This is a genomic window from Bacillus sp. ISL-57 (assembly GCF_018613135.1).
In the GTDB taxonomy this organism is placed as follows: domain Bacteria; phylum Bacillota; class Bacilli; order Bacillales; family DSM-1321; genus Peribacillus; species Peribacillus frigoritolerans.
Window position 1 is genome coordinate 330,103 of record NZ_JAGGQV010000002.1, and the last position, 15,098, is coordinate 345,200.

Here is a 15,098-nt window from a genome sequence, read left to right on the forward strand (position 1 = left end):
CTAAGGCCAGCCTGGGAATCTCTCCATCCCTATTTTTGCACTAAACCTTTGCTTGCTTGAATCAAGTCTCTAATTCGGTCTTCCTTGTCTGTCTCGAAGCATTCGATGATCTTGCTGCCGACAATGACTCCATCGCAGTATTGTATGGCATCACGGATATGTTCTGGAGTCGATATGCCGAACCCGGCAAGAACGGGAACCGGACTTATCTCTTTTACCTTCTTTAAATAGCCTCCAAGTTCTTCTCCGAAGGCGTCACGGGCACCTGTGATGCCTTTGACTGTAACTGCGTAGATGAAGCCCTCCGCCCCTGCGGTTATCTCAGTGATGCGCTCTTGCGGAGATGTGAGTGTCACAAGTCGGATAAGAACGATCCCTGCAGTTTTGATTGATGAAAAGATGGCTTCTTCTTCAATCGGTAAATCGGGGATGATGCACCCGGAAATTCCTGCTTGAAGACAGTCAGTCGTAAACTCTTTAAGTCCATATGCCAGGATTGAATTCGTATATCCCATTAAAATAATGGGGATGTTCACATCCTTTTTGATTTCCATTACTTTTTTCAGGACATCTTTTAAAGTTGTTCCATTTTTCAAAGAACGGATTCCAGCTTGTTGGATAACGGGTCCATCAGCGACAGGGTCAGAGAAAGGTATACCTAGTTCAACGGCAGTCGCCCCGCTGTTTTCAAGGAAAAGAAGCTGGCTCTTTAACCGATCAAGACCTCCATCACCTGCCATGATATATGGTATGAACGCTTTTTCCTGCTTTGTTTGGCATTCTTCAAGTGCATTTGTCAATTTATTCATGTTCACTACCCCCCATCAATGATTGGACCGTTTCAACATCCTTATCACCACGGCCGGACAGGCAAATCACCAGTCCTGTTCCTTTCTCCATTTCTTTAGCAAGCTTTAAACCATAGGAAATGGCATGTGAACTTTCTAAAGCAGGGATGATCCCTTCCTCCCTTGAGAGCATCGCTAGGGCTTCCAGGGCTTCATCATCGGTTACTGAAGTATATTCCACCCGATTCGTATCTTTTAAGTAACTATGTTCAGGCCCTACCCCTGGATAATCCAGCCCTGCCGAAATAGAATGTGCCTCCTGGATCTGACCGTCCTCGTTCTGCAAAACATACATGAATGCCCCGTGGAGCACCCCAGGTTTCCCTTTCGTCAAACTTGAAGCATGTAACGGTGTATTAAGTCCATGCCCTGCCGCTTCCACTCCGTATAACTTTACCGTTTCATCCTCAATGAAGGGATAAAACATCCCCATTGCATTACTTCCTCCGCCTATGCATGCAACTACTGCATCCGGCAGGGAATGAACCGCCTCAGAATATTGACGTTTTGTTTCATTCCCTATCACGCTTTGAAAATCACGGACAATAACGGGGAATGGGTGCGGACCAAGAACTGATCCCATTATATAATGGGTGTCATCCACATTAGCCACCCAATATCGTAACGCTTCATTTACTGCATCCTTCAGTGTCCCGCTTCCTTGTGATACAGATATGACCTTGGCTCCCAAAAGCTCCATCCTGAATACATTCAATTTCTGTCTCCTGATATCTTCTTCCCCCATAAAGATGATGCATTCCAACTTCAGCAAAGCACACACAGTCGCCGTTGCAACCCCGTGCTGTCCTGCACCCGTTTCGGCAATCACTTTTTTCTTGCCCATTTTCTGAGTCAGCAAAGCCTGGCCGATCGTATTATTTATTTTGTGGGCTCCGGTATGATTCAAGTCTTCGCGCTTCAGATAAATATCTGCACCACCAGCCAATCTCGTTAAGTTCTCCGCAAAATAAAGAGGGGTTTCCCGTCCGATATATTGTTTCAGGTAATAACTTAGCTGCCTTTGGAATTCTGGATCATTTTTAGATTGTTCATATACTTCTTCAAGCTCCGTAATCGCCGCCATTAAAGTTTCTGGAACGAAGCGGCCTCCATATGCTCCAAAATGTCCAGTTTTATCAGGCTGTGTATAAGTATTCATCTATTCATTCCTCTTTTCCGGCTGTATTTTTTGCCTCATTGATAAATGCTTTTATTTTTACAGCATCTTTTAATCCGTTTGTTTCAACACCACTTGCTACGTCAACTGCGAATGGTGAAACGGCATTAATCGCTTTTACGACGTTTTCCGGAGTCAGCCCACCGGCTAGAATTACCTTCTCCAATGGCAGATCAGCTTTTCGAATCATATCCCAATCCAAAGTCAATCCCTTGCCGGATGCGCTCTTAGGAAGATCGACCAATAGATAATCCGCTGGGTATTCATGCAGGTTTTCAAGGTCTTTCTCTGAATGGATGGCAAAGGCCTTGATCACCGGCAGGGGCATTCTGCGGGCAAAGCTGGCAGACTCGTTACCATGAAGCTGAATATAATCCAATCCCGCAATTTCAGCACTTTTTATCACTTCTTGTTCAGTTTGATTGGCAAACACTCCTACTTTTTTAACATGACCAGCTAGATTCGCTCCGAAATCTCCTACTATCTTCGGCTCAACCTTCCTGCTGCTCTCGGCAAAAATGAAACCAATGAAGTCTGCCCCGGAACTAACAGCAGTCCGAGCAGCTGCCAAAGTCTTTATCCCACAGATTTTCACTAACATATTAATCTCCTTATATACTCATTTGAAGTTCGGCCATCTTGTGCGGAAGATTTGATGCAGTCATGAGTGTCTCACCGACCAAAACCGCTTTTGCACCAGCAGCCTTCACACGCATCACGTCTTCTTTTGTTTTGATCCCACTTTCACTGATAATGATATGGCGTTTAGGATCAAGTAACTTCGCCAGTCGTTCCGTTACAGCCAAATCCACTTTGAAGGTCTTTAAATTCCGATTATTAATCCCTATGAGCTCTGCATTCAGCTCTAGAGCACGTTCCAGTTCGGCTTCATCATGGACTTCCGTCAATACTTCAAGCCCTTTCTTTTTTGCATATTGATATAATTCATGAAGGCGTTCTTTAGAAAGTGCTGCCACAATCAATAGAATGATAGTCGCACCTGCTTGATGGGCCCGATCGATTTGGATTTCATCGATGATGAAATCTTTGCACAACCTGGGAATTCGTATGGTCTCGCTTACGTTTCTCAAATCTGCAATTGATCCTTTAAAGAAAACCTCATCCGTCAATACGGAAATCGCTGCAGCTCCGCCCCTTTCATATGAAAGGGCCTGCTCGATCGGATTTACATTGATTTTAATGTCCCCTTTTGAAGGGGAAGCCCGTTTTATTTCCGCGATGACCGCCATCGATTTAGCCGTTTTCAAATTTTCCACCAAAGATGGTCTGACTATGTTGATCATGACCGAATCAACTAAGCCCCTTTCTTTTAATTTTGCGACTTCCACCTTTTTCTGTTCGATGATTTCCGTTAAGATATTTTCCATTACATGACCACCTTATTTCTATTGCCATAAGCAATCAGATTTTCTAACTTTTCAAGAGCCGATCCGCTATCAATGCTTTCTTTGGCCATGGAGATTCCTTTTTTGACCGTCTCTGCCGTACCATGTGCGTATAATCCCAATCCGGCATTCAATAAAACGGTATCACGATATGCACCTTTTTCCCCTTTGAGAAGCCTAAGCATGATATCGGCATTTTGTTTGGCGTCACCGCCACGGATGGCATCATTTCCGTAAACCGGCAGATCTACTTCTTCAGGATGCAGCGTAAATGGAATAATATCTCCTTGCTCCAAAAGGACGAGTGAGTTTTCCCCCTGCAGGCTCGCTTCATCCATGAACCCGGCACCATTTATGACGACTGCGCGTTTCCTGCCCAATTTATGCAGGACTTCCGCAAAAAGCTCGAGCATATCGCGTCGATTGATCCCCATTAATTGCGTGTCGAGTTGGACTGGATTTGTCAGTGGACCGATAAGGTTAAATATCGTCGGGATCTTCAGTTCTTTTCTCACTTTCATTATCCTTGCAATATTAGGATGAACAGATGGGGCAAATAAGAATGTGATTCCGTTTTCCTCCAACAGTTCCTTTAACATGCCAGGCTCCAAGTACAAATTAACGCCTAATGCTTCCAATACATCCGCACTTCCCGTTTTGCTTGAAATGCTGCGATTTCCATGTTTGGCAACCTTGACACCCGCCCCAGCAAGCACGAAGGCCGATGCTGTGCTTATATTGAAACTTTGTGACCCATCTCCTCCCGTTCCGCAATTATCCATTACATTAAGGGAGCTTGTTTGTACACTTCTTGCTTCTTTTCTCATGACTCTGACAAGGCTTGCTATTTCACCTGCCGTTTCCCCTTTGGCTTTTAAGGCAATGATGAATGCTGCCATCTCGCTTTCGGAGATATCTTTAGAAAATAGCGATTGGGCTGCTCTGCTCATCTCTTCTTCCGTCAATGTTTGACGCTCTGCTAACTTCGCTAAATACTCCTTCACCGCTAACTCCCCCAGTCGTTTTTTGTTTTATAGAATGGATTGTTCCTTCTCTGATTGAAAGGTACCGGCAATCTCATAAAATTGATGTAATAATTCCTTGCCGATTTTCGTCCCTATTGATTCAGGGTGGAACTGTAAACCGTAGAGAGGGAATTCCTGATGTTTAAGGGCCATGATTTCCCCATCATCCAGTGCCACTGCCGTCACAGTCAGTTCCTCTGGCAAACTAGCCCTTTCAACCACAAGGGAATGGTAGCGCATTACCGGGAATTGTAAGTCCTGTTTGGCAAAAACACCTGTTCCATCGTGTTCGATTACCGATGTTTTTCCATGCATGATTTGTTTCGCCCCAACAACATTCGCTCCAAAAACCGCCCCAATGGCCTGGTGCCCCAAACAAATGCCTAATAGCGGAACCTTCTCATAAAAATTGCGGATGATCTCCATACTGATTCCAGCATCTTCGGGCCTGCCCGGTCCCGGGGAAATGACGATTGCCATTGGATTCAGTTCCTCAATTTCCGCAAGAGTGATTTCGTCATTCCTTTTTACTACGATTTCTTTTTCCACTTCACCTAAATATTGATAAAGGTTGTAAGTGAACGAGTCATAGTTATCAATTAATAAAATCATCTAGTGTGAACCTCCATTAAAGCGCGTGCTTTATTTTGTGTTTCTTCATATTCCGTTTTTGGATCTGAATCATATACGATTCCAGCCCCTGCCTGTACATAGGCCTTGCCATCTTTAATGATCATCGTCCGAATGGCTAAAGCCATATCAAGATCCCCTCCAAAACCTATGTAGCCTATCGAGCCCGAATACATCCCCCGTTTACAATTTTCCAGTTCATTAATCAGCTCCATTGCCCTGATTTTAGGAGCACCTGAAACTGTTCCGGCAGGAAGGCACACCGTCAGTGCATCTAAACTCGTGTACCCTTCCCTAAGCTTTCCGCTAACCTTCGAAGCAATATGCATGACATGCTGATATCTTTGAATTTCCATTTCCTCGGTGAGGTGGATTGAACCGATTTCGCAAACCCTGCCAAGATCATTTCTACCTAAATCAACCAGCATCTTATGCTCGGCAAGTTCCTTCTCATCCATCAGCAGGCTTTTTTCGAAGCCCTTATCTTCTTCATCCGTTTTTCCTCTCGGCCTTGTGCCGGCAATGGGATTAACATGAACCGTTCCTGATGAAACACTGATTAAACTTTCTGGAGAAGACCCAATGATTGTATAGTCACCAAATTCTATATAAAACATATACGGAGAGGGGTTGGCTAATCGCAAACGACGATAAGCATCGAAAGGCTCCCCATCAAAGTCCGCTTTAAACCTTTGTGATAAAACGACTTGGAACACTTCACCAGCTATGATAGCCGATTTAGCTTCAAGGACCATTTTCTCGAATTCATCCTGACTGAAATTCGAGCTGAATTCCAAATATTCCGACGATATTTCCTTTGACGGCTTGCTTGCCTGATTTATTTTATCCTTCATTCCCAATAAACTCTTTTCACTATCTTCTTCAGCAGTCAAAAGATGGATCTTCTGGAGAACATGATCGAATATATACAGTTCTTTATAAAAAAGAAAGTGAGAATCAGGCATTTGCAATGAATCAGGAGGAACCGGACCAATATTTTCATAAAGACGAATGATATCATAGCCCATATATCCGATTGCGCCACCGTTAAATGGCGGAAGATTTGTGGGAACCTCATCTATTTCCACTAATAATTCTTTTTTTAGAAACTCGATGATATTGATGTCCTTAACGATTTGATCACCTGTTTCAATGTCTTTCACATTTACTCGGTCAGCAAGCGATGTCACCTCCAAATAAGGATTTGAACCTAGATATGAGTAGCGGCCGTTGTCATGATGCGAATTTGAACTTTCCAATAAAAACTTCTGGTCACCATCTAATTTCTGAAATATGGCAATGGGTGTATGGATATCCCCTTCAATTGTATCCATTTTAAAACGGAGTATTTTTTTTTCATCCAAATTATTCATCTCTTGATTCCCTCCCGATTCTTATGCGCTCTTATAATCTCCCGGAGGGAAAACCCTTTTGGCCAAATGACCAGGTCTTCATTTCCTCTGGATAATTTCTTTAAAAGGTATATATATTGAAATTCCAATAAAAAAATCCCCTGCAAACACAAATATGTGTCTGCAGAGGACGGTATACCGCGGTGCCACCTCAAGTTGGAAAAATGCATCATTTTTCCCTCTCAAACAAGAATTGAATTCTTGCGATTACCCTTTAACGGTGGCAGCCGAGTTTCCCTACTTATTTTCAAGAAACCACTCATAAGTCCATTCATCTTCTTATATCGTACCGGTTTCCACCTCTTCCGGCTCTCTGTGACGCATCTAAAAAGATTACTACTCTCATTCATAGATTTAATTATCATTTTCAAAAAAACGCAAAAAGGGCCCTCATCCAAAGGACGAGGAACCCGTGGTACCACCTTAATTAGCTAAATTAGCTCACTTTACGGCATTTACATGCCTATCTCCATTAACGATGAGATAATCGCCAAAGCCTACTCCGTTCATCCGTTTCGGTTTGGGGCTCGGAAGTCCATTCGCTTAATTTCGTTCACCAGTTTTCAGCAACCACTGGCTCTCTGCAGAACATCATTAAGGTACTCTTCTTCGTCACTGCCTTTATCTTTTTCTTGATTATTATGTTAAAACAATCTTTTCAGTAAGTCAATGGAGTTTTCGAAAAATTATATTTTTAATGTTTCATTTTTATCCATTCCCCGTCATCGATTCCTTTTGCCTTCTTAATGACAAGATAGGCTGAATAGGTGCTGACTGACTCGAACTCATCCGTATACTTTTTTTCATCCGCCTTACCGGGGACTATTTCCTTGAATCTTCGGTAAGCCTTCATGAATTCTTCCTTTTGTATCTTATTTTCATAGGCCTTTTCTACTGCTTCAAAGAATTTAATCACATCTACGATTTCGTCAGTAGACCAATCGAGATCCATTGGATATTGATAATCCATATCCTAAACACGCTCCTTCTAGATAGTTTTTCATGTTGTCCCGCGGACCATGCATCATCAGTCTGCCCATTTTGACCGAATTGCTTCCGCCTGGTCGATAATCCGACTGAATAGTTCAGCAGTCGATGGTACATCATGAATCAGCCCCATCACTTGTCCTGCCCAGGCAAAGCCTTCACCTTCGACACCGTCATGAATATAACGCTGATTCGCTTTTCCACTTATGTATTCCTTCAATTGTTCATATCCGCCGTTTTCTTTTTCAATATCAAGAATCTTATCGGTCCAGCTGTTTGCAATTACCCTGGCTGGTGCACCAATGGACCGCTTGATGATAACGGTATCATTTTCCGTGCCGGAAACCAAGGCATTTTTATATAATTCGTGTGCATGAACACACTCTTTGACAGCTATGAAACGTGTTCCCATCTCGATTCCTTCGGCACCAAGCGCCAACGCTGCCATCAAACCGCGTCCATCGCCAAAACCACCAGACGCGATGACTGGAATTTTAACGGAGTCCACAACTTGAGGAATTAACACGGAGGTTCCAATATCATCACGCCCTAAATGTCCTCCGCCCTCCTGACCAACTACCATCACTGCATCTGCACCAAGCTGTTCAGCCTTCATTGCCTGCCTTCTTGCGGCAACAAGCACCAGTTTTTTCACTTGAGTGCCTTTGACGTAATCTAGAAAAGGGCCAGGGTTGCCGCCGGTTACGGAAACAGCTGCAATTCCCTCTTTCAAAGCCGCTTCAAGCATGTGTTCATAAGGCCTCCCATGCTGGCCGATCGCAAAGTTCACACCAAACGGTTTATCCGTCAATGATTTTGTTTTTCTTATTTCTTCTATCAGCTGCTCCGGGGTGTCCAAGGACATGGCCGTCACCTGCCCTAGCCCGCCTGCATTCGACACTGCCGCAGCCAGGTCGGCATATGCTAAATGGGCCAATCCCCCTTGTACGATGGGGTATTGAATACCTAACAAATCGGTCACACTCGTATTCCACTTCAAACTCCTCATCTCCTTTGCATTTGTTGGTTTGTTTTATTTAGCTGATTCAATATCATTATCTTCATTATGGCAAATATTGTTTACCCGTTCAATTTTTTAACTCACGCATTCAATATTTATAAAAGGAGAATTCTTGAGCCAATCCAGTTAATACTAGGAAAATGGGCAATAATTATCGGCTGATATTTTTATTGGGCCCCTTACAACAAAGACTTATAGAAATTGTTTAAATCAGGACATTAAAGTCACTCTAGGCATTTATTATAAGACGTGCTATAATTCATATGTTTTATGTCTATCCACAAGCTTACTAACCATACGAATGGAATCGGAGAAACATACGATCATTCATAGAAAGGGAGTATAACCTCCCATATTTCGTACCTATTTTACTGAAAAGGGGCCACAAAGAATTGTCTCAGAATGAAACACCCTTATACACTGCCTTATTGCAGCATGCAAAAAGAAATCCCGTTCAATTTCATATTCCAGGTCATAAAAAAGGAAAAGGAATGGACGCTGATTTCCGTAATTTCATTGGAGAAAATGCATTATCGATAGATTTAATCAATATCGCTCCCCTCGATGATCTCCATCAGCCAAAGGGGATCATCAAACAAGCTCAGGATCTTGCCGCTGAAGCTTTTGGGGCAGATCACACATTCTTTTCCGTTCAAGGAACAAGTGGAGCAATCATGACGATGGTCATGACAGTCTGCGGACCTGGGGACAAAATCATCGTCCCAAGGAATGTACATAAATCCGTAATGTCTGCCATTGTATTTTCCGGAGCTGTTCCCATTTTCATCAATCCTGAAATAGACAAGGATTTGGGCATTTCACACGGAATCACCGTCGATGCCGTTGAAAAAACTCTGAGGGAACATAGCGATGCAAAAGGATTGCTTGTCATCAATCCCACCTATTTCGGCATTTCGGCTGATTTGCAAAAAATAGTGGAAGTTGCCCATTCCCACAAAATCCCAGTACTCGTAGATGAGGCACATGGTGTCCATATACACTTCCATGAAGACTTACCGATGTCAGCCATGCAGGCTGGGGCAGATATGGCTGCAACTAGTGTTCATAAACTGGGCGGTTCACTAACGGGAAGTTCCATATTGAATGTTAAGACTGGATTGGTTTCCGCAAATCGTGTTCAAGCCATATTGAGCATGCTCACAACCACCTCAACCTCCTATATCCTTCTGGCTTCCTTGGATACGGCTAGAAGACAACTTGCGACAGTAGGCAGGGAAATGATCGATGAAGCGATTAATCTCGCAGGGTATATCCGTGAGGCCGTTAATGAGATTCCTTATCTTTACTGTGTCGGCAGCGAAATTCTCGAGAGTGAGGCAGCCTTTAGTTATGATCCGACAAAATTGATCATATCCATCAAGGAATTGAATATTACCGGATACGACGTTGAGAAATGGCTTCGTGAAAAGCATAATATCGAAGTGGAACTTTCCGACTTGTACAATATTCTTTGCCTGATAACACCTGGAGACACAAAAACAGAAGCGGACCTGCTGATCGCTGCCCTTAGAGACCTAGCGGATGAGTTTAAGGAAATGGCGGCTGAACATGAAAAGATCGAAGTCCTGCTTCCTGATACACCACCGCTGGCTTTATCACCCAGGGAGGCATTTTATGCAGAAACCGAAGTGGTTCCCATTGGGGAATCTGTCGGCAAAATCAGCGCTGAATTCATCATGGTTTACCCTCCTGGAATCCCGATCTTCATTCCAGGAGAATTGATTACTGAAGATAATATCAATTACATCCGGAAAAACATCGAGGCCGGACTTCCGGTTCAAGGCCCTGAGGACCCGGAAATAAAACATTTACGCATCATAAAAAATTGATTGATCCCATCAAACCAGAGCAGAGTACTGCTCTGGTTTTTTTGAACCTTTTATTATTAAGCACTGGCTTCTATAAAAAGGGTGCTTCAGGTTATAACCCTGAAACACCCTTACATTCTATTAATCTTGAAATCTTTTTTCCATTTATTTTTCAGAGGCAGCTGTATCACAGCTTTGGCAGTTGTGATTGTGTGTGTATAGTACACTTACTTTCTCATCTTCAAAATGTTCAATCGTGCTATTGCAAGTTTGACATACGATAGTTCCCATTTTTACAACCCCTTCCCCTATATTGTATGCATTATTGACGTAATGTAACCGCTTTAAATGAATTATAATATAACACATTTATTATTTCAAGCTAAAAAGTATAACATATATACTTTTTCCCACTTAATGAACGATCATGTTGAAAGAAATGGATGCCAATCGGTCGTTAGACTGATTCTTTTTTTTAGGCTCTTTTCATAAAGATTGTTGTTTTTAAAACGAAACTCTTTAAGGTTGATTGGAGCGGAAGTGCGAGCCCTGCGGGAGCAGCGGGACAGGTGAGACCCCTCAGGCGTTTACGCCGAGGAGGCTCACCGCCCGCACCAAGGAAAGCGAGCATCTGGAGGGGAAATCAACCACACCCCACTACTTGGTAAATAGCAACAAAGTATGCGAAAACAGCCTTTTTTTAAAACACCGGAATTTATTTATAAACGAAGGACCCTGGACTCAATGCATCACACTCCTTGCTTTGGCATGGCAAGGTGAAAAAGGAATTTCGCCTTTTCATTTACATATAGATAGGTATATAATACATCCATAAAATGTTAAAATATTCTTACATCTTATCGATTGAAGGGGGATCCACATGACTGAAAATGCCTATATCAAACTCGTTCCTGAGTCCGTGAAAGGAACTGTAACCATCGAAGACGTGAAAGAATTGCTGAACTATTATCAAATGATTACAGCGAAAACCGGAAAGCAACTGGATTGGGACTATGATAAGAAAGCATTTCCTTATGAAATGAAAGAACCGGAAAGAATGAAGGATAAGGCCATATATCTCCAAGCCAAAGAAGATCGATATCACATGATATTGATAGGAGTTGACCAGGAAGTCGTAAAGGATGAAAATGGATCAGATCGCATCCAATCCTATATCCAATTCACCCTCCCTGATACAGCAACTTTCGGTGATAAGGGAAAAGCTAATGAATTGTGCAAATTCCTTGCAAAGAAATTACGGGCGCAGCTGCATCTCTTCAATAAACGGGTGATGTACTATTACCCAAGGAAATAAAAAACCTGCAAATGCCGAAATTGGCTCATGCAGGCGTTTCAATTAATTTTGGATCAAGGAACTCATAGCCTTTCTTTTGAAAACCTTTCACGATATCCTCTATCGCTTCACTCGTCCATTTCCGGTCATGCATCAATAAGTTCGCCCCATTTCCCAAATAAGGGCTGTTCAACATGATTTCCGTTAAAGCTTTTTTATCCTGATACTCTTTTTCCCAGTCATATCCGTAAGCCCAATTCATGACCAACATTTTTTCCTTCTCAGCGACTTTTTTTGATTGCTCGGTATTCGAACCAAATGGCGCCCTGAAGTATTTAGGGCGTTCCCCTATTATTCCCTCAACCAAATTGTTCAATTTTACGATTTCCCGCTCTTGTTCCTTTTCGTTCAACTCTTTTAAATTCACATGGGAATACGTATGATTTCCTATGGAAAAACCCATTTCATGAATTTCTTTCAGCATCGCTTTATTTTCATCATTTTCAAGGAAGTGACCGTTCACGAAAAATATCGCAGGTACTTCAAGTCGCTTCAGGGTTTGGGCGATTGCCAGGGAATATTTATCAGGTGCATCATCAAATGTCAACAACACAACTTTCGGATTTGCATCCCCAATCGGTTTAAATGACCAATTCTCTTTATCCACCCGATATTCTGCCTTCACATACCCTTCGCCAATCGTTTGTGACTTTTCTTTTTCCAAATCTTTCTCTTGCTGACTTTCATCTTGGACCGTTGTCGTCGTTTCCACACTTTTTTCATTCTCATTTTCAGTTTGGCCGGAACTCGGGTCATTACAAGCCATCAATAAAAATGATACTAATGTAAATAATGCCACTACTTTTTTAAACATGATTCCTCCGTGGTTTCATATGTCATCTAAGCTTACGAAAAATTCAATATACGGGTACCAGCGTTTCCAAAAGGATTTGTAAAATCCCGTAACATAATAGACTTATGACAGTAACAAGCATGGTTCGTCTATTGGATTTTAAAATCATTTTACCAATGTAAATGGCTAGATAAGAAAAGACCAGAAACATGAATACTTTGAAAACGAATCGATCGTTAACAGACAGCCATTCAACTAATGTATACCCACTCCAAACGATTAGTTGAAAGAGGATTACCAGATAATTTTTCAAGTGATCCACCCCATTTTAATATGTATATATCAGCCATTATCTTTTTATTGGCAAAAAATATTCCTTTAACAAATCGCTCATCTTATTTTTTATCCCCTATGGACTTTTTCAAACCCTTTAAAGGAAAAAAGTAAGAAGTCCTTTTTATAGCTTATGCCCATTTTGTCCATTTCATTTAACTAGTGAGAAGAAAATCATGAATGGGGAGTCATCCTTCATTTTTTTAAATCCCGCCAAAAAAAAGCGTACTGCATTTAGCAGTACTCTTCAGACTGTAGACATTCTCGATGGAAATCGAGTTTGTCTATTTTTATGCTTGTACAATTTGGACGTTGATTGGAACGTAGGCCACTCGCTTTCCGCAGGCGGGAGCCTCCTCGGCACTCCTGCGGGGTCTCCCCTGCCACGCTTTTAGGAGTCTCGTACCTTCCGCTCCAATCAACTTTGTCTTACCTTTTAGATTGAACACTAGTACTCAACATTAAATAAAGAGGGCCATAGCGAGTATAAATCCCCCAAAACACCTCTGTCCAACATGCTCATTTTTTTTCTCGGTGTGCATATCTGGCAAACACATGTGGAAGTAGCAGATCATATGCGTCATCATCAAGATGTAAAACCTATATATGCGAAGCGTAAAGAAACGATTTTAAGGGGACTAAAAAAATTGTCGATGCATGCGGTCCTTACTTTCGCTGCCATTAATTTAAAGAAGATGGCCAGTTGGACATGGCGAGTTCCAAAAATGGCCTAACATAGCGGGCTCTCTTAACTTTAGGCGAAATTCAGAGGGGATTTCAAAAGGGGTTCGGAATTTTTTAATTCCGAACCCCTTTTGTCTATAAACTTAAAGCGTACTGCATTAGCAGTACGCTTTTAAATAACTCAATTACTTGATGATGTGGATAGGAGTTCCAAGGGCAACTTCAGCTGCTTCCATTGTGATTTCCCCTAAAGTTGGATGTGCATGGATTGTCATCGCAATATCTTCGGCAGTCATTCCTGCTTCGATAGCCAAACCTAGTTCTGCAATCATATCAGAAGCGTTTGGTCCTGCAATTTGTGCTCCAATAACCAATCCGTCTTCTTTGCGAGTGATAAGCTTCACAAATCCGTCCGTATTATTTAATGAAAGAGCACGTCCATTTGCAGCGAATGGGAATTTAGAAGCAAGCGCTTCGATTCCAGCTTCCTTCGCTTCTTTTTCATTATAACCGACAGAAGCAAGTTCCGGTTCAGAGAATACAACAGCCGGAATAGCAAGATAGTCGATTTCAGATGAATGCCCAGCAATGGCTTCAGCTGCAATTTTACCTTCATAAGAAGCTTTATGAGCTAACTGAGGTCCAGAAACGATATCACCGATTGCGTAGATGTTTTTCACGCTAGTACGGCATTGTTTATCCGTTTCGATCAAACCACGGTCAGTCATTTTGATTCCGACTTGTTCCAGGCCGATTTCAGCAGTGTTTGGACGACGTCCAACTGTTACTAAAACGTAATCGGCTTCAACCTTTTTCTCTTCGCCTTTTACTTCATAAGTAACGGTTACACCTGTATCAGTTTCTTCCACGCCTTTAGCATTTGCTTTAGTAACAATTTCAGCACCTTTGTTTTTAAGGTTACGCTTAACAAGTGCTGCCATTTGTTTTTCAAAGCCTGCAGAAAGGATTTCTTCGGTACCTTCAAGGATCGTCACTTTAGTGCCAAAGCTAGCGAATGCTCCGCCAAGCTCAGTTCCGATGTAACCTCCGCCGATTACCACGATCGAACTTGGAACTTCTTCCAAAGCAAGAGCGCCAGTTGAATTAAGTACACGTTTCGTATATTTAAATGACGGAATCTCGATTGGCGATGAACCAGTAGCGATGATTGCGTTTTTAAAAGTATATGTTTGGGCTGAGTCATCATTCATAACACGGATGCTGTTTTCATCAACGAAATAAGCTTCGCCAGTTACAACATCAACATTATTGCCTTTTAACAGGCTACTTACACCGCCTGTTAATTTTTTTACAACAGAACCTTTCCAAGCTTGTACTTTAGAAAAATCAACAGTAACTTTTTCTGCAAAGATACCCATATCTTCTGAATGCTGAGCTTCATGGAAACGGTGTCCAGCCGAAATCAAAGCTTTCGATGGGATACAGCCTACATTCAAACAAACTCCGCCGATTGTTCCTTTTTCAACGACCGTTACTTTCTGTCCAAGCTGTGCTGCGCGAATTGCGGCAACATATCCCCCTGGGCCTGAACCGATTACTAAAGTATCTGTTTCGATTGGAAAATCTCCTACTACCATT

The 15,098-nt window shown here is 42.3% G+C and carries 15 protein-coding genes, 1 pseudogene and 2 other annotated features; of the genes and pseudogenes, 3 read left to right on the plus strand and 13 right to left on the minus strand.

What is annotated here, in order from left to right:
- Positions 1-29: 29 nt before the first annotated feature.
- The 9 genes from trpA to J7I90_RS04870 form a co-directional block, all read right to left on the minus strand.
- Positions 30-809, minus strand: a complete 780-nt coding sequence (gene trpA / locus J7I90_RS04830; protein ID WP_214768709.1) for a tryptophan synthase subunit alpha — start codon at positions 807-809, stop codon at positions 30-32.
- Positions 802-2,007, minus strand: coding sequence for a tryptophan synthase subunit beta (gene trpB, locus J7I90_RS04835; RefSeq protein WP_048687064.1), 1,206 nt, complete (start codon positions 2,005-2,007; stop codon positions 802-804). Before trpB ends, trpA begins: the two co-directional genes overlap by 8 nt.
- Positions 2,008-2,011: 4 nt before the next feature.
- On the minus strand, positions 2,012-2,626 hold the full coding sequence (locus J7I90_RS04840; RefSeq protein ID WP_214768711.1) for a phosphoribosylanthranilate isomerase: 615 nt from the start codon (positions 2,624-2,626) through the stop codon (positions 2,012-2,014).
- Between the two features lie 10 nt (positions 2,627-2,636).
- Positions 2,637-3,413, minus strand: a complete 777-nt coding sequence (trpC, locus tag J7I90_RS04845) for an indole-3-glycerol phosphate synthase TrpC (RefSeq protein ID WP_214768713.1) — start codon at positions 3,411-3,413, stop codon at positions 2,637-2,639.
- Positions 3,413-4,435: an anthranilate phosphoribosyltransferase gene (gene trpD / locus J7I90_RS04850; protein WP_214768715.1), complete on the minus strand. Its 1,023-nt coding sequence runs from the start codon at positions 4,433-4,435 to the stop codon at positions 3,413-3,415. The genes trpC and trpD overlap by 1 nt, the downstream gene beginning before the upstream one ends.
- A gap of 27 nt (positions 4,436-4,462) precedes the next feature.
- Complete coding sequence (locus J7I90_RS04855; RefSeq protein WP_063576936.1) at positions 4,463-5,068, minus strand: anthranilate synthase component II; 606 nt, start codon at positions 5,066-5,068, stop codon at positions 4,463-4,465.
- Positions 5,065-6,459 (minus strand): anthranilate synthase component I, encoded by a 1,395-nt coding sequence (trpE, locus tag J7I90_RS04860; protein ID WP_214768717.1) that lies wholly within the window; start codon positions 6,457-6,459, stop codon positions 5,065-5,067. Before trpE ends, J7I90_RS04855 begins: the two co-directional genes overlap by 4 nt.
- Before the next feature lie 162 nt (positions 6,460-6,621).
- Positions 6,622-6,857: a binding site (T-box leader), on the minus strand.
- Positions 6,858-6,892: 35 nt separating this feature from the next.
- Positions 6,893-7,123 (minus strand) — a binding site (T-box leader).
- Between the two features lie 69 nt (positions 7,124-7,192).
- On the minus strand, positions 7,193-7,468 hold the full coding sequence (locus J7I90_RS04865; protein WP_048687073.1) for a UPF0223 family protein: 276 nt from the start codon (positions 7,466-7,468) through the stop codon (positions 7,193-7,195).
- A 57-nt stretch (positions 7,469-7,525) separates the two neighbouring features.
- The gene (locus tag J7I90_RS04870; protein ID WP_214768718.1) at positions 7,526-8,485 is read right to left on the minus strand and encodes an NAD(P)H-dependent flavin oxidoreductase; all 960 of its coding nucleotides are present in this window, start codon (positions 8,483-8,485) and stop codon (positions 7,526-7,528) included.
- Positions 8,486-8,898: 413 nt separating this feature from the next.
- On the opposite strand from J7I90_RS04870, the gene J7I90_RS04875 reads away from it, so the two are divergent.
- A complete protein-coding gene (locus J7I90_RS04875) occupies positions 8,899-10,356 on the plus strand; it encodes an aminotransferase class I/II-fold pyridoxal phosphate-dependent enzyme (RefSeq protein WP_214768720.1) in 1,458 nt (485 codons plus the stop codon).
- Positions 10,357-10,500: 144 nt separating this feature from the next.
- Here J7I90_RS04875 and J7I90_RS04880 read toward each other — a convergent pair whose 3' ends face one another.
- Complete coding sequence (locus J7I90_RS04880; RefSeq protein ID WP_072272684.1) at positions 10,501-10,626, minus strand: GapA-binding peptide SR1P; 126 nt, start codon at positions 10,624-10,626, stop codon at positions 10,501-10,503.
- Between the two features lie 589 nt (positions 10,627-11,215).
- Here J7I90_RS04880 and J7I90_RS04885 point away from each other — a divergent pair.
- A complete protein-coding gene (locus J7I90_RS04885; RefSeq protein ID WP_214768722.1) occupies positions 11,216-11,650 on the plus strand; it encodes a DUF1885 family protein in 435 nt (144 codons plus the stop codon).
- Positions 11,651-11,675: 25 nt separating this feature from the next.
- Here J7I90_RS04885 and J7I90_RS04890 read toward each other — a convergent pair whose 3' ends face one another.
- Together J7I90_RS04890 and J7I90_RS04895 are read right to left on the minus strand one after the other, a co-directional pair.
- Positions 11,676-12,503 carry a polysaccharide deacetylase family protein gene (locus J7I90_RS04890; protein ID WP_214768724.1) on the minus strand — a complete coding sequence of 276 codons (828 nt, stop codon included), beginning with the start codon at positions 12,501-12,503 and terminating at the stop codon, positions 11,676-11,678.
- Between the two features lie 43 nt (positions 12,504-12,546).
- Positions 12,547-12,804, minus strand: coding sequence for a hypothetical protein (locus J7I90_RS04895; protein ID WP_306804763.1), 258 nt, complete (start codon positions 12,802-12,804; stop codon positions 12,547-12,549).
- Between the two features lie 463 nt (positions 12,805-13,267).
- Between J7I90_RS04895 and J7I90_RS04900 the strand changes: the two are divergent.
- Positions 13,268-13,549, plus strand: a pseudogene (locus J7I90_RS04900) (IS5/IS1182 family transposase); the annotation flags it as partial.
- Positions 13,550-13,684: 135 nt separating this feature from the next.
- On the opposite strand, the gene lpdA reads toward J7I90_RS04900, so the two are convergent.
- On the minus strand, positions 13,685-15,097 hold the full coding sequence (gene lpdA, locus J7I90_RS04905; RefSeq protein WP_134783324.1) for a dihydrolipoyl dehydrogenase: 1,413 nt from the start codon (positions 15,095-15,097) through the stop codon (positions 13,685-13,687).
- Between the last annotated feature and the right edge of the window lies 1 nt (position 15,098).